Source organism: Algoriphagus boseongensis (assembly GCF_004362805.1).
In the GTDB taxonomy this organism is placed as follows: domain Bacteria; phylum Bacteroidota; class Bacteroidia; order Cytophagales; family Cyclobacteriaceae; genus Algoriphagus; species Algoriphagus boseongensis.
Genome location: NZ_SNYF01000011.1, coordinates 95,432 through 117,991, shown reverse-complemented (window position 1 = coordinate 117,991; position 22,560 = coordinate 95,432). Strand labels below are relative to the sequence as shown.

The following is a 22,560-nucleotide window of genomic DNA, read 5'->3' as shown; positions in this document are numbered from 1 at the left end:
AGTTACCAAAAGTGAAATCCAATAAAAAAGCCGCTCAAAAAGCGGCTTTAGTGTATTCCAGAAGAAATCTACCAGGTTGTATGTTTTAATGTTGGAAATGCACGAATGACATCACTCAAACTGATTTGCCCCACTAATTTCCCATCCTTTAAGACAGGAAATCTTCGGATTTGATAATCCAAAAATTTCTGAGCGGCATCAAAAAGTGAAATATCAGGACTTAAAGTAATCACATCCTTAGTCATCAATTCCTCAACTTTAGCAGGGAATCTGACCGTATTGGTGTATTTGCCTTTAATGATTTCCTTGAGACAATCCACCTCAGAAATAATCCCGACCAAAGCCCCTGAAGCATCCACAACGGGAGCACCGGATATTCGCTTTTTGGTCAATTCTTCCATCACCTGATCAATGGTATGCTCAGGTCGAAAAGTTACCAGCTTGGTGGACATGTGATCTTTGACAAGTATAGGTTGAATTCGGGTTTTGGGTTCCACTACGCGAACTCCTTGAAAGCTTTTTACCATAAAATTTAGATTTAAAAAGGATAAATAAGATACTGAAAAAATCTTATTTATGAAATAAAAAATCTATCCAACTCCGAAATTCAATATATTATACCTAAAAAGACATTTTATGTAAAATTTTATTTCTTTAAATTTTTCAAAATCACGAAGGGCTTCCAGTTTTCCTTAGGAGCTTGGTACAATTGGTTGAATTCAAAAGCACCTACCACAATATCCTCATCCCCATCCAAATCCAAATCACCTTTGGCAATTGTAAGCCAATGATAATCAAGCGACTCTTTTAGAACGAAAGGAGTAAACTCAAAATCTTCCTGCTGAAAATAGACCAAATCTTGCCTTGGTTTTTGTCCAGAGTCTGGAAAAAAGGCAATCACAAACAAGTCTAGATCTCCATCCAAGTCAAAGTCAGAAATCTCAATCCCACTTGCTCCATGTAAAGGATAAAACCAGGATTCTTCAAATTTCCCATCGCCCAGATTTTTAAAAATTCGAACTCCATGGAAGAATTTCAAAATTTGACTTTGATCTGCATTATCTCCATTTACCAAAATAAGATCCTTCAATCCATCTTCGTCCATATCCTCAAACTTGAAATCACTGGATCCGAATGCTGGCTGAAAGCTGAGTAAAGATCTCTCTTTAAAATTTTCCCCTCCTTGATTTTCAAATAAAAGAATAGCCTCTTTGGCCTGAGTCATTAAAACTAAAATATCCAAATCCCCATCCGAGTCGAAATCAACTGCCATTGATCTTCTAGCCCCTGGATCTTTTTTCAGATCAAATTCCTTATACCCTTGACTAGTGCTCAGGAATAAACTGAATTTCCCCAAATGGTTTCCAAATTGGGAAATAGCATAATCCTCAATTCCGTTATTATTCCAATCAGCCGTTTCCACATGAACCGGCCGCATCAATTTTCCAAAATCCAGGTTTGGATTCCATTGTGATCCAGTTTTGGTAAACGTGGAAACCGACCCAAGAGAATCATTAGCGGGGTCCATCAAGCCCATGGTTAAAAGTTGGAAGCTATTAGAATCCTTCCATCTGATTTCCACAGGAGCAACTTCTGTAGGAATAGAATCCAATTCCTTAAATCCATTTTTAGGATCCATTTCAAATAAAGCCCTGAACCTGTGGCCAAGCCAAAGTTTTCCCGTTTGAGGATGAATTCTCAGCATGGTGGTCAAGCTTGGACGGATAAAATCAAATTGAGGAATCTCCAGTATAAAGCCCGGAATCCCTGTTTTTGGAGAAATCTTCTTTTCCTGTGGCAATGGTTTCTCAGGAGCTTCCTCCAAATAGTAAGCTTGGAGTTTGGCCCAGTTTTCTCGGGTAATCAAAGGAATTTTAGAATAAACCCCATCAGGAACACCTTCATCCTGAGGAAGGGCAGTTCCAAAATCCTCTTCCAGATAAAGTCCCATGCGCTTCCGCATGTCAGGGAGTACTTTCTCCCAAGTTTTCTTATCCAGAATTTCAGGATCGGGCTTCACATGACAAGCTGCGCAATACCCATTGGCTAATTGCTCTCCAGAAAGATCTAAATCTGTCTGGGAAAGCTGGTACAAGCTTGGAGGTGGTTGCTTTTTCTCTGCGATTTGCCCGCAAGAATTCAACAAGAAACATAAAGAGAGTCCAAACCAGAAATTTCTCATGATCGGTTCCTTACAATATTTCCTTAAATGCCTTGACTAGCTCGGGATCTACTCCCAAATGCATTCCATAGTCGACGGGTGTGGAAGAAAAGGAAAGAGAGGAATTGATGTACTCATTGGTTGAGGATCGGAGCATTTTGCAGGATGCATGGGCTTCCTGCAAGAAACCTGTTTTTTTCAGTTCTGGAATATGGGAGGCCTTTGTACCTCCACCGGGCATAATGATGATCCGATCGCCTGCTTTTTCCATTAAATGCTTGACCGTATCCAGCCCTTCGGAAAGTGAATTTTTACCTCCTGAAGTTAAAATTCGCTCAAAACCTAGGTTGATGATTTTCTCCAAAGAATCATCCAAGTCAGATGAAGCATCAAATGCTCTATGAAAAGTACAAGGCTTTCCATTGGTTGCCCTCAAAAGCATTTCACATGCATTTTGGTCTACCTTTCCTTTAGTATCCAAAACGCCAAAAACAAAGCCATCAGCCCCAAGCTCACTTAGCAGCTGAATATCTTGCTTCATCACGATCAATTCTTTTTGGGAGTAGACAAAATCTCCTCCCCTTGGGCGGATCATGACAAAAATGGGAATATCAACCTCACTTTTGAGAAACCTGAGCATCCCTGCACTTGGCGTCTCTCCCCCTTCTGGAAAATTGGCACAAAGCTCCAATCGGTCAATGCCAAATTGAGCGGCCTCTAAGGCTCCCTGTAAATTAAAAACCGGTGCTTCTAAAATTCCTTTACTCATTTGCTGAAATGGCTTCCCGAATCTATCAAAACATTTCCTTCAGCAGTGGCTTTGGCATAATTAAATCCTGGATGAACTGCAAAAGCACCAACTTCCCCATATTTATTTATGGCTAAAAATCCAGCTTGGATATCCTCAATCCCTTTGTTTTTCGCAATTAATCTTCTCACTGCTTCCTCGCAAGCTTCTTGGGGAGTTCTCCCCTGCCGCATCAATTCCACGATTAAAAAACTACCGCAAATTCGGATAATGGATTCTCCCAGACCTGTGGCGGTTGCTGCCCCAACTTCATCATCCACAAACAATCCCGCTCCGATAATCGGGCTATCTCCAATTCTGCCGTGCATTTTGTAAGCCAAGCCGCTGGTGGTGCAACTTCCGGCTAGTTTTCCTGCGGCATCTATTCCTATCATTCCAATCGTGTCATGATTTTCAATATTGATCACGGGTTTGTATTGACTGGTAATTCTCCATTGGTCATAGGCCTCCTGAGCCTTAGTACTCAATTTCTCTTCTTCCAATGGAAAACCCTGAGCAATCGCAAATTGCCTTGCTCCTTCTCCAGCCAACATCACATGAGGGGTTTTTTCCATTACCGCCCTGGCAAGGGAAATCGGGTGTTTAATTTGTCTGACAAAGGCAACTGAACCGCAGGACCCATCTCCAGTCATAATCGAGGCATCCAAAGTAGTAATCCCCTCCCTGTCTGGCAATCCCTGCAAACCCACAGAAAGATTTTCCATATCCAATTCGGTATTTCTAACCCCTGCCTCTACGGCATCGAGTATACTTCCAGTTTCATTCAGTTTGGCCCAAGCATCCTGATTGGCGGGAAGGCCATGATTCCAAGTAGATAAAATCAAGGGCTTTTCACCACTCGGAGTTTTTTGTTCATTAGTCTGAGCACAAGATGCGGCGACTCCAGGTAAAAAAAGTGCAGAACCCAAAAGGGATTGCTTGATAAACTTTCTTCTTTGAGACATGAAATGTATTTTAGAATCTAGCTGTCAAATTAGAACTTTTGACCCAAATTAGCCCATCCATTTATCTAATTCCTCTCCCAAAATGAGACCCTATATTCTGAAAGAAGCAAATTGGAAAGATTTAAAATCGTTTCGATACGAACTCGCCATTCTCCCTTGGGGAGCCACAGAAGCACATAATTACCATATGCCCTATGGCACCGATATTTATGAAGCTGACGCGATTGGTTCAGAAGGCGCTAAAAAGGCTTGGGAAAAAGGAGCAAAAGTGGTGGTTTTGCCTACCATACCTTTTGGAGTAAATACAGGGCAAAGCGATATCTATTTGGATATCAACATGAATCCAAGTACCCAATTGATCATTTTACAGGATATAATTGAGGTATTGAATAGACAGGGCCTGAAAAAACTCCTGATAGTCAATAGTCATGGTGGAAATAATTTTCAACCCATGCTTCGTGAATTGGGCTTGAAATTCCCAGACATGATGCTTTTCACCTGCAATTGGTTTCAGGCATTAGATAAAAGCAAATACTTTGAGGAAGCAGGGGATCATGCCGATGAAATGGAAACTGCACTAATTCAATACTTACATCCAGAACTGGTCCTACCATTGGAAAAAGCGGGTGATGGTGCTGAGAAAAAATCTGTAATCAAAGGCATCCGTGAAAAGTGGGCTTGGGCAGAAAGAAAATGGTCTCAAGTCACAGAAGATACCGGAATAGGTAATCCAAAAAAAGCCTCCCCTGAAAAAGGGAGGCGGTATTTTGAAGATGTCACCGACAAACTCGCCGAATTAATTATTGACATTTGCGAAGCAAATCCCGATCAAATTTACAAGTGATTAGTTATTGGCGGTGATTTTCAAAGGAATCTTTTCACCCTTGTAGTTGATCATCGATGCACTGATGGCATTGGATGGTATGGTTACATCTCTACCAGATTGCGAACCAAATCCAGAGCCCAATCCCAAATCAAATCTTTGTGATTTTCCTCCAGGTAATTCAACCAAAACAGCCATAATATCCTGAGGCAAAGAATAAGATCTGGACTCTTGGGATTGGGATTGAAATGCCAATAATTTACCACGGTTTTGGGAAGCGAAGTAAATGGCTGAACCCATTTTGGGTGAAAGCTTCACCAAAGCTTTGGCATCTCCCGGAACCACAAATCCACTTTGCTTTGGATTCATCGGAGAAAATCCACCTTTCCCATCTCCCACAAGTACCAGCCCAATAGAAGCATCTAATCTTCCAATGAAGATCTCATTTCCATAATCGTTACCTACCAATAAAATATCAGCAAATCCATCGGAGTTGACATCCTCAGTTACGATTCCATTTATAGGGGCTAATTGAGCCATGGTGGGCAATTCATGAACTTTGAACTTACCCTGTCCTAAGTTTTCAACCCATACAGATCGATCAAAATTACCTGTCAAGATCAGGGCATCCTTTTTCTCTTCCTCACTTAAAAGAGTTTGCTCAGTGGATAGAGCATAATACTTATAGCGCTCGAATTTCCTTCTAAACAAGGTGCTTTGACCATAAAGATCATCCCAAAAATGACTCGGGAATGATTGGTAAGTTCCACCGATTTTATCCTTGTAGAAGGCGAAAGTCACAGGATCAATACTTCCATTGTTATCAAAATCCTTTGCATAGATTTTCAAAGGTCGATCCGAGGAAGGATGATGAGTGTTATTTGCACCAATATTTCCAACTACCCAATCTGAGTCTCCATCTTGGTCAAAATCAGCTGTGGCAATGGAATTCCACCAACCGGAATAATTTTCCAAACCGGTTTCTTTCAATTTTTCAAATCGTGTTCCCTGATTGACAAATACAGTAATCGGCATCAATTCACCCACCACTACCAAATCAACTTTACCATCTCCGTTTACATCCGACCAAACCGCATCGGTAATCATTCCTAAATTTTCTAATTCAGGAATCCAGGTTTTTGTAACATCTTCCAGAACTCCCCCATTGTTTTTATACAAGAAACTCTGGTCTGGATAAGGGAATCTAGTCACTGGAGTCCTTCCTCCTACAAAAAGATCAACAAAACCATCTCCATCGAAATCCGCTCCTCTTACCGTACTTCCATTCGATTTATCTCCCAAAAATCTCTCATCCAGAGTGAAATTTCCTTTGCCGTCATTCAAGAAAATCCGGTCAGAATACTCTACTGAATTCGGAACAAATTCAGCACTTCCACCAACCAAATACAGATCTAAATCTCCATCATTTTCTATATCAATGAGGAGAATCCCTGTTTCTTCATAGGAATTTGGGCTTCCGGGAAGTAAAGGCTTTTGAGAGAAAGTCCCATCAGAATTTTGGACATACCAAACGGGATCCTTTCCTGAAGAAGAACCAATCACCAAATCTTCCAATCCATCCCCATTCAAATCTCCGACAGCCAAGGCTGGCCCATATTGAGATAATTTGTGAGGAAGTGTTCTTTGAATATTAAAGTCAATTTTATCCTCCTCCTGATGCAAAAAGTCAATGCCTAAGTTCTGCGAAACCTCAGTGAATAAAGAATTGCCGTATCCAAAATCAAGAATAGCCAAGTTATTCGCTCCAGGACTAGCCTCAGCATAAGAAATCGTCAATACCTGATTAGCATCCACCTCAGAAAGTTTGGATTCTTTACCATCTGGCCAAAAAACGTTAATCTCCATTACTTTAGGTTTGGATCCCAGACCAAAATGCATAATCGGTTCAACCGATGACATATAGCCCCTGATAACCTGCATTTCTTGGTAAAGGAGTTGCCCGTCCTCAAATTTCAAAAGGGCTTTTGCACCCAATCCTGAAGGATTTGTTATTGGGCCATCCAATTTTATTCTCAAGTAATTCGGCTTTTCTTTTTGCTGATTAAGGGTGTTTTCAAAAATGAAAGCTGGATCATTGATATTGTTTACCACATAATCCAAATCCCCATCTAAGTCTAAATCAACTAAAGCCGCCCCATTGGAAAAGGAAGGAACATTTAAGCCCCATAGATCTCCGCTGTCTTCAAAGGTTAAGTCCCCCTTATTCTTGTAGGAGTAATTCGGGATTTTAACGATAGGAATAGAATCCAGCAATTGCCGAACTGAAGCAATACTTCCTACATCTGCACGGTAATTAGCAAAGTCTTTATCCGTAATATCTCTAGGAAAGCCATTGGTGACCAATAAATCTCTGAGTCCATCATTGTCCACATCTCCAAAAAGTGGCGCCCAACTCCAATCTGTTTGGTAAACACCGGCCATCAACCCCACTTCACTAAATGGAATATCAGGTCCATTGTTTAAATGAACCATGTTCCTTACATATTGGTATTCGTATCCAAACTGCTCGTTGTTGATATAGGTCTGATAAATATTCTTTCCAATGGTGGTTTTTTTTCTATAATTATCCTCACCGAGCATATCGATGGTGATCAAATCAGGAAGAGCATCATTGTTAAAATCAGCTATATCAGAACCCATGGAAAATTGGCTTTGATGTCTGAGATTTTCCTTGGTTTTATTCGAAAAAGTACCGTCTTGATTATTGATATAAAGAATATCGTTGGTGATGTAATCATTGCTGACGTGAATATCTGGCCATCCGTCATTGTTCATATCGGATATTGCTAATCCTAATCCGAAGCCTTCATAGCGAATTCCAGCCTCAAGAGTCACATTGGTAAAGGTTCCATCACCGTTATTTCTATAAAATGCATCATTATTTACGGCCGAGCCATCCGTTACTTTTTCCCTGAAGTTGGTTGGCTTGGCAGTTACCTGCTCATTGTTTAACACATAAAGATCCAAATCCCCATCCAAATCATAATCGATAAACCCTGCTCCCATTCCATTTCCTGGATCAGCAACTCCATAATCTGACGCCATTTCCGTGAAAGTCACATTTCCATCCTTGTCTACTCCTTGGTTGATAAAAAGAAGGTTATTCCTTTCTCCTGGACCTTTTTTCATAGCAGTCGCTACATAAATATCAGGAAAGCCATCTCCATTTATGTCGGCTACAGCCAGCCCAGTACACCAGCGATTCTCTGCAGAAATACCTGAAACCTCAGAGATGTCTTTGAATTTAAAGTCACCTTGATTCAGGTAAAGTTTATTTGGAACCTGATTTCCTGTAAAAAATAAATCCGGTAATCCATTTTGGTCAAAGTCTGCGACGGCTACTCCACCTCCATTAAAAATATACTCATCAGTAAGAATATTGAAACTGTCAGACTCAATGATCTGGTTGTTGAAATCAATTCCGGTTTCATCCGGAGACTTCAGAACAAATAGTTTATCATCTTTTTTACAAGAAGAGATAAATAATACTAGAAGTAATAGGTAAGGGAATAAAGAAAACTTCATAAGGATTTTAGGTGCTTATAGGGTTTTGAAAATTACTATTTTCCCTACTCAGAAGAAAAAAATAAAGCAATTAATCCTAGATAAAAGAAAAAGGGAAGGCCAAATGACCTTCCCTTTTATAATTCTAATTATTAAGAATTCTTAGAAACCAGGATTCTGAGTCAAGATATCAGAACCAACAAGGTCGATCTGATCTTGAGGAATTGGAACCCACTTATAATTGCTGGTATATTTGGCTCCACCCAAAGCTGCAGGAAGTTTAACTGCATCATAAGCGAAGTAATAATCCAATTCAACTTGTGCAGTACCCCATCTTTGAAGATCATAGAATCTGTGGCCTTCCATACCTAACTCAAGCATACGCTCCATTCTTACAGCAGACTGAGCTACCGCTTTATCTGTCCATGGTGCATCGTAAGTTTTGATATCATAGTTAGCAGCCATTGATCCGTCAGCTCTCTTAAGCTTAGAGTTAATAGCTCTAGTTCTAACACGATTCACATATTCTCTGGCTTTTTCTAAGCTTCCAACTTCAATTTCTGCCTCAGCTGCAAGTAACAATACGTCAGCGAAACGGATAATCATAAAGTTGATACCGGTATAACCTGGAGTCCAAGATGAGTTATCCTGGAAGGAACCTTGCTCAGATCTAGCATACACATACTTCTTAGGGGAGTAAGGACCTGCGTTTGGCTGGTTACGAATCCAAGCTTGGCCTGGATGATCTTGCCAATCCAAATAAGGAATTCCTCTTCTACCTACAGTATGGTCTAATCTTGGGTCCAAAGTACCTGCATCTGGAGTGAAAGCAGCACCTGATGAAATACCCATATCACTCTTTACTTCGTTTGCAGGACTGTTGTAGGTTCTATTTAAAAGAGGGAGGCCATTTACAGTTCTAAAGGCATTTACGAAAGAAAAGCTTGGCTGGAAGAATCCACAGCAGTTACCGGGACCAGCAGGACCGGTATTGTATGGGAAGTTCAAGTCAAACTCAGGGTTTGCATTAGCTACTGAACCAGTGTTAGCTGCAGCTTGGTAAGCCCAAACTGACTCTTCGTGGTTATCATTCGCAGCTCTGAAGGCATCATCATAATATGGAACTAGACCATATTTCTTACCATTAGAGGTTACACCATCTTTGATAACAGCATCAAATTCAGTTTTTGCCTTAGCATACTCTTTAGTATACATGTATACCTTTCCTAGGTATGCTCTAGCAGCCCAAAGATTAACTCTACCAACCTGAGGCTGAGTAGCTGGAAGATCTACGATTGCATCCTGCAAATCTTTGATAATGAAAGGCCAAAGGTCCTTATCATTTTTAACTTCTTCCAAACCTGATCCATAATCTACATTCTCATCCACGTACGGAGTTCTATTATAGTCACGAGCCAATTCGAAATAGAAGTGAGCTCTCAAGAACTTAGCTTGAGCAGTCAATCTTTTTACATCAGCAGGAGTAACATCCGATCCTGGATCCTTAAGAAGTCTCAATACGTTATTTGCACGGGCAATACCTTCGTAGCAAACATTGTACTTAGATCCCATCTCACCACCAGCAGCGTTATTTTCAAAACGCTGAATAGGGTTAATTGTACTGAAATCACCAGGGTCAGTTCCTTTGTTAGCCTCGCCACCTCGAATACTTCCCCAAACCCAGTTGGAAGGAGAACCTAAACGGTTACCTCTACCATTTACTTGGGAGTAGGCAGCAATCAAAGAAGCATCAAGACCAGCTAGAGATTTCAATTGATTTTCTGAAAGTTGCCCAACTGGTGGGATATCCAGAAACTCTTCGCTACAGCTCACGGCTACCATCATCACTGTCGATGCTAGTAACGCTCCAATCTTTAATTTGAAATTCTTCATTTTATTAATCTATTATAGTTTCTATAACTCGATTCGAATTAAGTTGTTGGATTAGAAGCTAAGGTTTAAACCAAAAGTCCATCCTCTTGTTACTGGGTAGTTACCCACGTCGATACCGAAAGTCAAGTCGGCATCACCACCTACTGCAGGATCCAAACCTTCATATCCAGTTAAAGTAAACAAGTTGTTTACAGAACCGAATACTCTAAGTCTTTCCATTCTCAACTTCTGAAGCAAGCTAGCAGGAGCAGAATAACCCAAAGTAAGGTTTTGCAATCTCAAGTAAGATCCATCTTCTACATAGAATGAGTTAGCCACATCTGATGTAGAGAAGTTTGCAGTTCTTTCAACAACTGGAATTTCTGCATTTAGGTTTTCAGGAGTCCAAGCCTTTTTCAAACGCTCAGAAATTGCTGCACCTTCAAATGTCTGGAAGAAGTCAGTAAACCATCTAGACTGGTTCCAAATTTCGTTTCCAATTGAAGTGTAGAAATAAGCAGAAAGATCGAATCCTTTATATCCTAAAGTGAAGTTCAAACCACCAGTGAAATCAGGTACTGGATTTCCCAAGAAAATTCTATCAGCAGGGGAAATTACGCCATCACCATTTACGTCTTCAAACTTGAAACGACCTGGAGCAGCACCAGCCTGAGTAGCGTGAGAATTCACATCCTCTTGGTTTCTGAATAGACCTTCTACATTATATCCGAAGAAAGAAGAAAGTGGCTGACCAACTGCGTTACGGATTGGCTGGATACCTCTGTAAGATGGGTTAACTGTAGTGATGAAATCTAGACCTTCAGAAAGGGATACGATCTCATTTTTCAATGTAGAACCAGTAACAGTCAATTCATAAGTCAAGTCACCTGTTAAGTTACCTCTTGTAGAAACCAAGAGATCAAGACCTCTGTTTAACATAGAACCTACGTTTACAGCAGGTGCTGCCGCGTTACTACCCGCAGTCAAAGGAATTGGAACTGTAAACAACAAGTCCTTGGTATCCTTTTTCCACCAGTCGAAAATAACATCCAAACGTCCATTGAAGAAAGTACCATCAAAACCAATGTTTTGAGTTACAGCAGTTTCCCACTGAGCGTTAGGGTTACCAATTCTAGATCTTCTGAAACCGATGATTGCTCCAGAGTTAGAACCAGTGATGTCATAAGAAGAGGCACCAACGTTACCAGAGAACAAGGAATACTGGTTCAATGGATCTACGTTATTGGAGTTACCCATTTGTCCCCAACCACCACGGATTTTCAAATCATCAATCCAAGTTGCAGACTGCAAGAAGGATTCAGAAGAAATTCTCCATGCTGCAGAGAATGCAGGGAATGTACCAAATCTGGCGTTAGCACCAAATCTTGAAGAACCGTCACGTCTAACTACAGCACTGAAGATATACTTATCATTGTAAGTATATTTTAATTGACCAAAGTAAGAAGAGAAGTTAACACCCTTGAATTGAGCTGAGTTAACTTGACGAGTACCTACTGGCAAGTTGGTGATAGTAATGAAGTCAGGATCTGTAGAGAAAGGATTCTGACCAGATGCATCGATAGATCTTCCTACACCTGTATTCAAAGCTTCCTGACCTAACAATACATCAAATGCATGCTTGTCGAAAGTCTTCTTGTAATTCAAGGTATTGGTGAAAGTCCATCCGAAAGAGAATCCAGAACCTTCGTTGTAACCAAATGCAGAGTTGTTTTCTGAGTTTTCATACTGCAATCTGGAATAACCCCAGTAGTAATAGTTATTGTACTGACCACCAATTGAGGTTCTGAACATTAAATTGTCAATGATATCCCACTCAGCATACACGTTACCGAAGGCATTGGCATTGAAGTTTCTGTTATCATTTTGACCATCTCTGTTAGCTACAGGGTTTCTTGGGTTGTTAAAACCTCTTGAAGCAGTACCTGCATATCCACCAAATTCATCATATACTGGAATGATAGATGGCATACGGAATGCCTGAAGGATGTCATTTTCATCATCAGAAACCCCTCTACCACCAGTACCACCTTGCTGACCTAATACTTGTCTATAGGTAGCCTGGAAGTTTTGACCAACTCTGATTCTCTTAGTAACATCAAATTCAGAGTTTGCTCTTAGTGAGTATCTCTTGAATGTGTTTCCAATCATGATACCATCCTGCTCCTGGATACCAAGACCGATGAAGTATCTAGAAGTTTCAGAACCACCATTGAAACCCAAAGAATGTCTTTGAAGTGGAGCAACTCTTGTTAGCGCATCATACCAGTCAGTACCCTCACCGGTCATCGCTCTAGTCAACTGACGAACAGTTCCTTTAGAAGGATCAATATTGTACCATTCTCTTTGCTGATCGATTTGAGCTTGAGAAAGAGGACCTGGCTGACCAGAAGCAACACCAAATGCACCGGTTGTTGGGTTTCTGGTAATCAAACTCAAGTAATAAGGCATAACTGGAGTAGATCCAGTTCCAAACTGAGGGTGACCATATTTAGGAGCTACATTATTGATTCTAGCAGTGTTAGTCTCTGCCAACCAAGTATAAGTAGCATAATCCTGTGGGTTCATCATATCCAATCCAGTACCTGGATCAGTTACACCGAACATACCATTGTAATCAACTCTTAATTTCTTGTTTCTAGCACCTCTCTTAGTGGTGTAAACGATAACCCCGTTAGCAGCACGAGCACCATAGATAGAAGCTGCAGCAGCATCCTTCAATACAGTGGTAGATTCGATGTCATCAGGATTCAAGAAATCAGTTGATCCAGTTGGCAAACCATCAACAATGTAAAGAGGCTCGTTACCACCGAAGGCACCGAAACCACGAACACGGATGATAGAAGAAGTTCCAGGCTGACCGTTAGTAATTACAGTAACACCTGAAACACGGCCTTGAAGGGTCTGCTCAACGTTACCAGTAGGGATTACAGTAAGGTCTCTTGGATTAACAGTTGCAATCGCACCAGTAGTTTCTCTTCTGGAGTCAATTGAGTAACCTGTAACAACCAATTCAGTAAGAGTTCTTTCATCTGGCTTCATAGAAACGTCAATAACGCTTCTTGCTCCTACAACTTGTTCAAGAGAGGAGTAACCGATAAAAGAAAACACCAAGGTTGCTTGATCATTAGGAACACTGAGGGAATACTTCCCATCAATGTCTGTCGCTGTGCCGGTCGTAGTACCTTTCACCAGGATCGAAACACCCGGTAGGCCTACACCATACTCGTCGAGGACCGTACCCGACACGGTTTTTTGCGCGAAGGCAGCACCGGCGGATAGGACTAAGAGCGTAAGACACACACTTAGAATTTTGTAAACTTTTTTCATAAACATAGATAGATTGGGTAACAAGATTAATCTCAAAAACTTGTTCGTTAATTGATTATGCAATCGTTTGCGATTATTCTTAAAATAATTACAATAGAAAAAGTCTGATAATCAGGATTCTATTGCAACTACACCTGGTCAGGTCTGACCTGCGAACTAAATAACCGATAGGCTTGAGCGCATCTTTCGATGCTAGTTGAGAGAAGGGTAATGCTAAGTAATCAAGGTCATAGGCAAGAGTTTTGGGTTTAATTGTTATTTCTTAATCGTCAATGTTAATTATTCTAAAACAAATATCAAACGCCAAACCTTAAATAATCTTCGGAAAAAGCGTTTTTTTCATTTTTTTTATTTTTCACAATCTAATTTATTAAAAATTTTAGGAACATTTCTTTTCACGATAAAAAATTCGGGCATTCTCTTTCTTCTACCTTATTAAATAGGTTCTACTTTTTAATCGATCCTTACTATTGAGGAAAAATCCTTATCCTCTCTCAATTCCTCAAATATCGGATCAGAAAAAGCCTGTTTTGCCAGCTGCTTATTCGAACTTATGGCTTTTGACAGCTGAATCAAAGCAACTTCTTTTTGACCTGACATTGCTCCAATCATTGCAAGACCATAGAATCCATATCCAAAATTTCTTCCTGCAAATACAGATTCTTCAAAAGCCATATTCGCTTTTGCATAATCCTCAGCTAAAAAGTGAGCAAGACCTTTATTAAAATAGTCCTTTGGATCAGAAAATTGATAGTCAAATCTCAAGATGGCTAGTTTATAGTCACCTCTTAAAATATCCAAGGCTCCTCGTATAGCTTCATTCACCTTTATCAAATCCTTATTTTGAAATCCTACAGAAGCATCCGAAAGTTTTTTGTAGGCTTCCCAATATTCTCCTTTTAATGCCAAAATCTGTCCCAAATTATGCAGACTATAGGGATTTGCTTCGATTCTATAAGCTTGGTTAAGTAGTCTTTCAGCTTCTTCCCAAAGCAATTCCTTAGATTGATAATCCAGTGTACGCTGGGCCTGCCTCATCCTTACAACTGCCATGTTATTATATGGTAGAGGAGAATGGAAATATTCTGTCATTTTAGAATAAATAGCAGCTTTCTCATCCAAACTATTGGTAGATTCACCGGCCAAAGCCCACTCAGCAAATGAAAGTTCAGTTTTACCAGTATCATTTTTAAGAGACTGATTTAACCTAGACGTTTGTTCCATGTCCAATCCAATTCGTGGCTTGGCAAGAATTGATACTGTAACTGCTCTAAGTCTAGGAATTAGGTCTTTTTCTACCTGAGTAAACCCCGGAATTTGTTTTAATCTTGACGATTGCTGCAGGAAAGATTCATTGTTCATCAGTACCGCATACATTTCATCTTTTCTTTGGGGAGAAACCCCCTCATAGTCCCGCAATAATATCCTCAGGTCAAACCAATCATTCCATCTTGAGTCCACCTTTAGTAAGGAGTCAGGCACTCCTGAAAAATTTGCCTTAAGTCTATTTTTTACGGCCAAGGCTCTGTCCATTCCCAACTTGCTGCTTTTCCCTTCCTCCGACTCAGGAGACTGAAGCCCAGTTATTTTTATGGAAATCACTTCAGGAAAATCCTTGATAAATTCTTCCAGTCTCGAAATTTCTCTTGATTGAGAGCCAGTGTTTTTAAACTGGGCAGACCCTAAATCAAATTGAAAAGTAAATTCTCCACTTTGGGTCATTTCTCGGTCCAATAACCCGGTAGTAATGTAAAGCCCGACATTGGGTATGGGTTCATCAGGGTAAACCTCACCAAGCTTTACCATCAATTGAGGTGCTATTACTCCTCTGGCAAGTACCTTTTTCTCGATGGGAATCGAGGTTTCCTTTTTCCCTTGAAAATATTGGAGCTCCAAAACCCCATCCAACATCCACTTTTCAAATTTTAATGACTTCCTAATCTGGTATTCATAGAAAGCCATTTTACGATTTAGAGGGATATCACCTAATTCAATTCTCTCATTAGGAGAATAATAAACAAGCTTTAATTTGGGTGTTTTGGCAGTAATGGCAGATTCAATGGGAATTGTACCCTTTAACTCAAATCGAATCGAATCCCCTTCCAGCTTTAATTTGTATGGAGCTAAAGTGGTGTTTTCCAAATATTTTAATTCAGGCACCGTTATTGCCCCAAGGCTGGAACAAAGAAAAAACATCAAAAAAAGAAGCGGAAGATTCTTAAACATTCTGATATTCAATTGAATTATAGAAAAGAAGCTCTTTATTTTTATTTTTGTGACCACTAAACCACCACTATCCATGGAAAAATTAAAATTATTCTTTGAAGAACGTGCTTTTGGCGTTTGCTCAAGGTTGGGAGAAAAATTGCATTTCCCTATAGATAGTATCCGTTTGTTCTTCATTTATTCATCGTTTGTCACTCTTGGATCTCCGATCATCGTCTACGTTTCTATGGCAATGATTATGAAAATCAGGAAATATTTTAGAAAGATGAACAACCCAGTTTTATTTGATTAAAGTTGACTAAAAGTCTTTTTTCTTAAGACAAAAAAGTGCCAAAATATAAATCTTACAGGGCCTGATCTGGAAATTACCAAATCAGGCCTTTTGATTTTTGTTTTGTGATATACCGAGCGGGTGCTAAAAAAATCGCTGTAACCCCTGAATACCGCTTTTGAAGATTCCTTTTCTCCTGAGAAAATATATCCCAAAGCAGAAGCCATCTCCAAAACCATTTTTAGTGTAAATATCAGGAAAAAGGTAATCGTGGGTAAATTTTTATAAAGCATACCCAGGCTGTTCCGGATATTCAAATAAAGTTTTTTAGGATTAGATCTCGAAAGAGTAGCTCCACCTTGGTGAAAAACATGAACACCTCCAATGTATCCGATTTTTCTGCCCGACAACCTGAGTCTCCAGCATAAGTCTATTTCCTCCATGTGGGCAAAAAAATGTGCATCAAATCCTTCTTGTTCAAAAAAATCATCTGCCCTGATCAACATGCAGGCACCGGAAGACCAATCCACCTGAATCGAATCATTGTATTGATTTCGGTCTTCTTCTATAGAATTCCAAATCCTGCCTCTACAATAGGGATATCCCAATGCATCCAAAAAACCTCCTCCTGCCCCTGCATAATCAAACTTGTTTTTTTCTTGCCATGAAAGAATCTTAGGCTGGACAGCTGCAAAATCTTCATGATTTTCCAGCCATGAAACTAAATTTTGGTCCCAATCTAGGCTAACCTCTACATCAGAATTGAGCAATAAAAAGTTGGCGTATTTTCCTCTAAGCTCTTCCAAGCCCCAATTGTATCCGCCAGCAAATCCGAAATTCGATTTTAGCTGGATCAAATGAACTTCTGGAAAATTATTCTTGATCAATTGAAGAGATTGATCGGTACTGGCATTGTCGATAATCCAAATATCAAACTTACTGTGTTGAATCACAGAAGGGAGAAAAATAGGCAGGACCTTTTCCCCGTTGAAATTTAGAATGACAATGGCGCAGGATTTCATCCAAACATGTTTCCAAAATCCATCCCGGGGATATTGGGGATCATCCCTTCGGTAGCAGATTTCATTTCAGCCTTAATTTTTTGCTCAATTTCTTCCATGGCTTTATTGGTAGCTGCCACAATGAGATCGCTTAGCATTTCCTTATCATTCGGAGTCAGAAGAGATTCATCCATGGTAATTTTCATCACCTTTCTTTCTCCGTTTACTTGCACCTTTACTAAACCAGCACCTGCTTCACCTTCGGCTTGAAGGAAAACTAGCTTGGCTTGGGCTTCTTTTATTTTGGCTTGGGCCTCTTTTACCTTGCCCATCATCCCCATCAAATCAAACATGCTTTTCTATTTTATTTTTAATATTCAAATTCTAGGCAGCCACTTACTGGTATTGGTCAAGATGGCCATGCTCATTTTTACAAATTCTCCAGCAATCCAGCTGCTTCTTGTATGGAGTAAGAATTCTGTTCTCCGGAATTTAAGTTCTTAATCGAAATTGTTCCTGATTGAATCTCATTATCACCACAAATCCCCACGAAAGAAATCTGTTTTTTGGTAGCAAACTCAAATTGCTTCTTAATCTTAGCCTGGTCAGGATAGATTTCTGTTTTTATTCCTGCTTTGCGAAATATATTCAACAAGCTCAAAGCATAGCTGAATCCTTTTTCATCAAAATAAGTCAAGAGCAATTTGGTTCCATTTAGGTTTTCTTCCGGAAACAGGCCCAACTCATCCAAAACATCATACAAGCGATCGACTCCAAAAGAAAAACCTATGCCAGAAACTCCGGGCAGACCAAATACTCCAGTTAGGTTATCGTATCTCCCTCCTCCACTTACTGAGCCAATGGAAACTCCATTGACCTTTACTTCGAAAATTGCCCCTGTATAATAAGAAAGGCCTCGAGCCAGCATGATGTCGAAATCAACGAAGTCTAAATTTTCTCCCATTTGGGAAAGAATCTGGAAAACCTCTTCCAGCTCCTCGACTCCTTTTAATCCTGTCTCAGAATTTTTCAAAAAGGATTTCAAGAATTCCACCTTTCCGGCAAGATCTGCTTCCAAACTAACCAAAGGAGCTAAGTTTTGGATGGATTGATTTCCAAATCCTCTTTGAGATAACTCTTCCTGAACTTTTTCCCAGCCGATTTTATCTAATTTATCAATAGCAACGCAAAGAGGACCCTCCTTTCCTTCTTCCCCAATCGCTTCAGCAATTCCAGTAAGGATCTTTCGGTTGTTTATTTTGATGCTGTAATCCTTCAATCCCAATTTCCCGAAAACATTTCGGATCATTAGGATGATTTCAGCCTCGCAAACCAAGCTTTCCGTGCCAACCACATCTGCATCGCATTGGTAAAATTCGCGGTATCGCCCTTTTTGGGGACGATCAGCTCTCCATACCGGTTGGATTTGATAGCGCTTGAAGGGAAAAGTCAATTCATTTCTGTTCATGACCACATACCTGGCAAAAGGAACAGTCAAATCGTAGCGAAGGCCTTTTTCAGCAACTTTTGGCAAGACGGCAGATGCACCCGATTCAAGATCAGTGGACTCAACATCTTTCAGGAAATCACCACTATTTAAAATTTTAAAAAGAAGCTGATCTCCTTCATCTCCATATTTACCTGTTAGTGTACTTAGGTTTTCCATGGCAGGAGTTTCAATCTGCTGGTAACCGAAAAGTTGAAAAGTCTCCTTGATCACTTCCAAGATATGGGTTCTTCTGGCCATTTGAACAGGTCCAAAATCACGGGTTCCTTTGGGAAGACTTGGCTTTTGCATGAGGTATTTTTGGTGAATGAAGGCCAAATTTAAGGCAAAATCCCAAAAAACCGGCCCAAACTCTAGCTTTCCCCCAGAATAAAGTTCAAAGATTTTTAGGCAGATAAAATTTCAATTTCTATCTTTGCGCCTCGTTTCGAATCCAAAAACTTAAACATATACAGCCATGGGTGTAACTACTCTTAAAAGAAAACTGAGAAGAAAAAGACAGAGCCAGAATGCTCGCGTGATCAAAATCAAGCAGTTGAGCGCTAAGCCTGTAATCAAGAACGTAGACGTAGAAGAGCTTAAGGCTTCTTTCAACAAATAAGTAGTCTTCTTCTGAAGAACTTAAAGCCTGAGTGATCAGGCTTTTTTTATTTTCTTTTTTAGCATCAAATCTGCCCTCTCCTACCCAACTCGACAACTCGGAGATTTTGGATTTTACCTTTTTCCAGTTCAAATAATAAAAGGGTTCTCATTTGATGAAATCCCTGTTGCCCAATAGCCCCGGGATTCATATAAAGACAATTTAAGGCCTGATCAAATTCCACTTTACAAATGTGTGAATGGCCACAAACAAAAATCTGGGGCTTTGCCGTTTTGATCCGCTCTTTGACCCCCTTGGCATATCTGGGAGGCTTCCCTCCTATATGAGTCATTAATACCTTCACTCCCTCCACTTCAAACTCCAGCCATTCCGGAAACTGACCTTGAACTTCCTGGTCATCAATGTTTCCATAGACTCCGAGGATGGTTTTTCCTTCTGGTAAAGATCTAATTACAGCCAAATCTCCAATGTCTCCAGCATGCCAGATCTCATCCACATTTTCCAAATAGGAAATTGTTTTGTGATCAATGTAACTGTGAGAATCCGAAATCAGTCCGATCTTTTGAGGCATTTTGACTTGAAAGAGTGTAAATTTTGAGTTCAATTATGCAGGTCTTAAATCTAAAAACCCAATAAATCATGAAAATCAGAATCTTATTTCTTCTTGCGTTCCTAGTTACCAGCTCGCTAGCCTTTTCTCAAACCGTTGAAAAAGACTCAATTCAGGTAATTTCCATTGCCCAGTTTGAAAAAATGTCAACAAAGAAAAAATCAATGGTAGTGGATGTGAGAACTCCTGAAGAAGCAGCTGAAGGACATTTGGCGGGCTCGGTGAACATTAATTTCCTGGGAGAAAATTTCGGGACAGAAATCCAGTCCTTGGACAAAAAGAAAACCTACCTCCTGTATTGCAAGTCAGGCAATAGAACCAGAAAAGCAGCCGGTCAAATGCTAAAAGCCGGATTCAAGCACGTGTATATGCTCGAAGGCGGAATCACCAACTGGCAAAACTCCGGCAAACCCGTAGAAAAATGAAATTGATTAAATCCATAAACCCTTTTTCCGGAGAAGTCTTAAAAGAGTTTGTCCCTTTGACTCCAAGGGAAATGGAAATCTCGGCTGAAAAAGCCCAAAATACCTTTGAGAGTTGGAAAAAATCAAGCTTCACTGATAGGTCTTCCTTATTAAAAAGAGCGGCTAATGAACTCCGGGAAAACCGGGAGCATTATGCAAAACTGATTTCCCTTGAAATGGGAAAAGTAATCAAAGAATCTCGAGCCGAAGTAGAAAAATGTGCTTGGGTTTGCGATTTCTATGCAGAAAAAGGGGAAGAATTCCTCCAATCAGACCGAATTGATCTTCCGGACGGAAAAAAGGCCAAAGTTCTTTACCAGCCCTTTGGAGTGATTTTGGCAGTAATGCCATGGAACTTTCCTTTCTGGCAGGTTTTCAGGTTTGCTGCACCAACTTTAATGGCTGGGAATACAGCTCTGTTAAAGCATGCTTCCAATGTCCCCCAATGCGCGCTTGCCATTCAGGAAGTATTTGAAAAAGCAGGTTTTCCAGAAGGAGCTTTTCAGACCTTATTGATCGATTCGGATTCTACGCTTCGATTGTTAGAAAATCCAATTATTAAAGCAGCTTCTTTAACAGGAAGTGAAAAAGCGGGAGCGGCTGTGGCATCGACCGCTGGAAAACACATCAAAAAAACACTTTTGGAACTGGGCGGCAGCGATCCGTTTATTGTTTTGGCAGATGCAGATATTGAAAAGGCGGCAGAGACTGCTGTCAAAGCCAGAATGATCAATTTTGGTCAAAGCTGTATTGCAGCAAAAAGATTTATAGTAGAAGAAAGCGTTTACGATGAATTTTTAGCCCTTTTCAAAAAACATCTTTCAGCCTTGAAAAAAGGAAATCCCTTAGATGAGGATTCTGATTTTGCTTGTATTGCAAGACCGGACTTGGCTGTAGAACTCTTTGAACAAGTTCAAAAGACAAAAGAAATGGGTGGAAAAATTGTGGTAGGAGGCAAAGCCCCAACAGGAAACCCTGCTGACTTTGAACCTACGATTCTCACAGATATTCCACATGATTCTCCTGCATTTTCAGAAGAATTATTTGGTCCCGTAGCATCCATTTTTAAGGTCAAAAACGTCCAAGAAGCTATTTCCTTAGCAAATGCAACCGAATTTGGACTTGGCGGATCCCTTTGGACCAAAGACCTTAAAAAAGGAGAATTGATTGCAGCCGAAATCGAAACTGGGGCAGTTTTTCTTAACTCGATGGTAGCATCCAATCCTTGGCTTCCTTTTGGAGGAATTAAAAAATCAGGATATGGTCGTGAACTTGCCCGGCATGGGATCCTGGAATTCGTCAATGCAAAAACCGTTTATCTGGGCTAAAATCCATCGAGGACAAAGAATCGGGTAACTTTTGCAAATGCCCGATTCCTTCCTATTTTTACGAGCCAAAATTTTGTCAATAAATCATGAGAGAAATACAATTTCGGGAAGCCTTGAGAGAGGCCATGTCCGAGGAAATGAGACGCGACAAAAACGTCTTTTTAATGGGTGAAGAAGTTGCTGAATACAACGGTGCCTACAAAGTATCCCAGGGAATGCTCGATGAATTCGGTCCAGACAGGATCTATGACACACCGATCTCCGAACTTGGATTTGCAGGTTTGGGTGTGGGTGCCGCGATGAATGGACTACGTCCGATCATTGAATTCATGACGTTCAATTTCTCTCTGGTTGCGATTGACCAGATTATCAACTCCGCAGCAAAAATGTATGCGATGTCCGGTGGAGCTTATTCAGTTCCAATCGTTTTCAGAGGTCCTACCGGAAACGCCGGTCAATTGGGAGCAACTCACTCTTCTAACTTTGAAAACTGGTTTGCCAATACTCCAGGTTTGAAAGTGATTGTTCCATCTAATCCATACGATGCAAAAGGCTTACTTAAAGCTGCCATTCGTGACCCAGATCCGGTAATCTTCATGGAGTCAGAATTGATGTATTCTGACAAAGGAGAAGTTCCTGAAAGCGAATACTTGCTTCCAATTGGAGTTGCTGATGTAAAACGAAAAGGAAAGGACGTCACCGTGATTTCCTTTGGAAAGATGATGAAAGTAGCTTTGGAAGCTGCTGAGGAAATGGCAAAACAAGGAATCGAATGCGAAGTGATCGATTTGAGAACTGTTCGTCCAATAGATTATGCCACTTGCGTGGAGTCTGTGAAAAAGACTAACCGAGTTGTAATAGTTGAGGAAGCCAATCCTGTTGCGGCTATTTCTTCAGAACTAGCTTATCATTTCCAAAGATTTGCATTTGACTACTTGGATGCTCCTGTGATCCGAGTAAACTCCATGGATATTCCTTTGAGCTATGCGCCAACTTACATTGATATCACTATTCCTAATGTGAAAAGAACAGTAGAGGCAATTAATAAAGTACTCTACAAAAGATAAATGA

18 protein-coding genes are annotated in these 22,560 nt (G+C 40.3%); 6 read left to right on the top strand and 12 right to left on the bottom strand.

From position 1 onward, the window contains the following. Positions 1 to 68: 68 nt before the first annotated feature. The 4 genes from DFQ04_RS17920 to DFQ04_RS17905 form a co-directional block, all read right to left on the bottom strand. Positions 69 to 527, bottom strand: a complete 459-nt coding sequence (locus tag DFQ04_RS17920; protein WP_133558442.1) for a CBS domain-containing protein — start codon at positions 525 to 527, stop codon at positions 69 to 71. Positions 528 to 646: 119 nt separating this feature from the next. Next, the gene (locus DFQ04_RS17915; protein WP_133558440.1) at positions 647 to 2,182 is read right to left on the bottom strand and encodes an FG-GAP repeat domain-containing protein; all 1,536 of its coding nucleotides are present in this window, start codon (positions 2,180 to 2,182) and stop codon (positions 647 to 649) included. Positions 2,183 to 2,192: 10 nt separating this feature from the next. Further along, positions 2,193 to 2,930, bottom strand: coding sequence for a copper homeostasis protein CutC (locus DFQ04_RS17910; RefSeq protein WP_133558438.1), 738 nt, complete (start codon positions 2,928 to 2,930; stop codon positions 2,193 to 2,195). Then, positions 2,927 to 3,913 carry an isoaspartyl peptidase/L-asparaginase family protein gene (locus DFQ04_RS17905; protein WP_133558436.1) on the bottom strand — a complete coding sequence of 329 codons (987 nt, stop codon included), beginning with the start codon at positions 3,911 to 3,913 and terminating at the stop codon, positions 2,927 to 2,929. Before DFQ04_RS17905 ends, DFQ04_RS17910 begins: the two co-directional genes overlap by 4 nt. 82 nt (positions 3,914 to 3,995) lie before the next feature. Between DFQ04_RS17905 and DFQ04_RS17900 the strand changes: the two genes are divergently transcribed. Then, entirely contained in the window at positions 3,996 to 4,757 is a 762-nt protein-coding gene (locus DFQ04_RS17900; protein ID WP_133558434.1) for a creatininase family protein, read from the top strand. On the opposite strand, the gene DFQ04_RS17895 is transcribed toward DFQ04_RS17900, so the two are convergent. The 4 genes from DFQ04_RS17895 to DFQ04_RS17880 all read right to left on the bottom strand — a co-directional run bounded on the left by DFQ04_RS17895 (position 4,758) and on the right by DFQ04_RS17880 (position 15,707). After that, a complete protein-coding gene (locus DFQ04_RS17895; RefSeq protein WP_133558432.1) occupies positions 4,758 to 8,282 on the bottom strand; it encodes a VCBS repeat-containing protein in 3,525 nt (1,174 codons plus the stop codon). It lies immediately after the preceding gene. Between the two features lie 141 nt (positions 8,283 to 8,423). Then, positions 8,424 to 10,154 (bottom strand): RagB/SusD family nutrient uptake outer membrane protein, encoded by a 1,731-nt coding sequence (locus DFQ04_RS17890; protein WP_133558430.1) that lies wholly within the window; start codon positions 10,152 to 10,154, stop codon positions 8,424 to 8,426. A gap of 51 nt (positions 10,155 to 10,205) precedes the next feature. Next, positions 10,206 to 13,487: a SusC/RagA family TonB-linked outer membrane protein gene (locus tag DFQ04_RS17885; RefSeq protein ID WP_133558428.1), complete on the bottom strand. Its 3,282-nt coding sequence runs from the start codon at positions 13,485 to 13,487 to the stop codon at positions 10,206 to 10,208. A gap of 447 nt (positions 13,488 to 13,934) precedes the next feature. Next, entirely contained in the window at positions 13,935 to 15,707 is a 1,773-nt protein-coding gene (locus DFQ04_RS17880; protein ID WP_133558426.1) for a TPR end-of-group domain-containing protein, read from the bottom strand. A gap of 73 nt (positions 15,708 to 15,780) precedes the next feature. Here DFQ04_RS17880 and DFQ04_RS17875 point away from each other — a divergent pair, with 73 nt between their 5' ends. Beyond that, complete coding sequence (locus DFQ04_RS17875; protein WP_133558424.1) at positions 15,781 to 15,999, top strand: PspC domain-containing protein; 219 nt, start codon at positions 15,781 to 15,783, stop codon at positions 15,997 to 15,999. On the opposite strand, the gene DFQ04_RS17870 is transcribed toward DFQ04_RS17875, so the two are convergent. The 3 genes from DFQ04_RS17870 to hisS form a co-directional block, all read right to left on the bottom strand. Further along, a complete protein-coding gene (locus tag DFQ04_RS17870; RefSeq protein ID WP_133558421.1) occupies positions 15,996 to 17,000 on the bottom strand; it encodes a glycosyltransferase family 2 protein in 1,005 nt (334 codons plus the stop codon). The two genes, DFQ04_RS17875 and DFQ04_RS17870, sit on opposite strands and share 4 nt — an antisense overlap. After that, positions 16,997 to 17,332, bottom strand: coding sequence for a YbaB/EbfC family nucleoid-associated protein (locus DFQ04_RS17865; protein WP_133558420.1), 336 nt, complete (start codon positions 17,330 to 17,332; stop codon positions 16,997 to 16,999). Before DFQ04_RS17865 ends, DFQ04_RS17870 begins: the two co-directional genes overlap by 4 nt. Before the next feature lie 77 nt (positions 17,333 to 17,409). After that, positions 17,410 to 18,777, bottom strand: coding sequence for a histidine--tRNA ligase (gene hisS, locus DFQ04_RS17860; RefSeq protein ID WP_133558417.1), 1,368 nt, complete (start codon positions 18,775 to 18,777; stop codon positions 17,410 to 17,412). A 166-nt stretch (positions 18,778 to 18,943) separates the two neighbouring features. Between hisS and DFQ04_RS18370 the strand changes: the two genes are divergently transcribed. Beyond that, positions 18,944 to 19,087 carry a hypothetical protein gene (locus DFQ04_RS18370; RefSeq protein ID WP_166637325.1) on the top strand — a complete coding sequence of 48 codons (144 nt, stop codon included), beginning with the start codon at positions 18,944 to 18,946 and terminating at the stop codon, positions 19,085 to 19,087. A gap of 64 nt (positions 19,088 to 19,151) precedes the next feature. Here the strand turns inward: DFQ04_RS18370 and DFQ04_RS17855 are convergent, their stop codons facing one another. Then, on the bottom strand, positions 19,152 to 19,658 hold the full coding sequence (locus DFQ04_RS17855) for a metallophosphoesterase family protein (RefSeq protein ID WP_133558415.1): 507 nt from the start codon (positions 19,656 to 19,658) through the stop codon (positions 19,152 to 19,154). A 68-nt stretch (positions 19,659 to 19,726) separates the two neighbouring features. Between DFQ04_RS17855 and DFQ04_RS17850 the strand changes: the two genes are divergently transcribed. The 3 genes from DFQ04_RS17850 to DFQ04_RS17840 all read left to right on the top strand — a co-directional run bounded on the left by DFQ04_RS17850 (position 19,727) and on the right by DFQ04_RS17840 (position 22,556). Further along, a complete protein-coding gene (locus DFQ04_RS17850) occupies positions 19,727 to 20,122 on the top strand; it encodes a rhodanese-like domain-containing protein (protein WP_133558413.1) in 396 nt (131 codons plus the stop codon). Further along, positions 20,119 to 21,489 carry an NAD-dependent succinate-semialdehyde dehydrogenase gene (locus DFQ04_RS17845; protein WP_133558411.1) on the top strand — a complete coding sequence of 457 codons (1,371 nt, stop codon included), beginning with the start codon at positions 20,119 to 20,121 and terminating at the stop codon, positions 21,487 to 21,489. The genes DFQ04_RS17850 and DFQ04_RS17845 overlap by 4 nt, the downstream gene beginning before the upstream one ends. A gap of 86 nt (positions 21,490 to 21,575) precedes the next feature. Then, positions 21,576 to 22,556, top strand: a complete 981-nt coding sequence (locus tag DFQ04_RS17840) for a pyruvate dehydrogenase complex E1 component subunit beta (protein WP_133558409.1) — start codon at positions 21,576 to 21,578, stop codon at positions 22,554 to 22,556. The last annotated feature ends 4 nt before the right edge of the window (positions 22,557 to 22,560 follow it).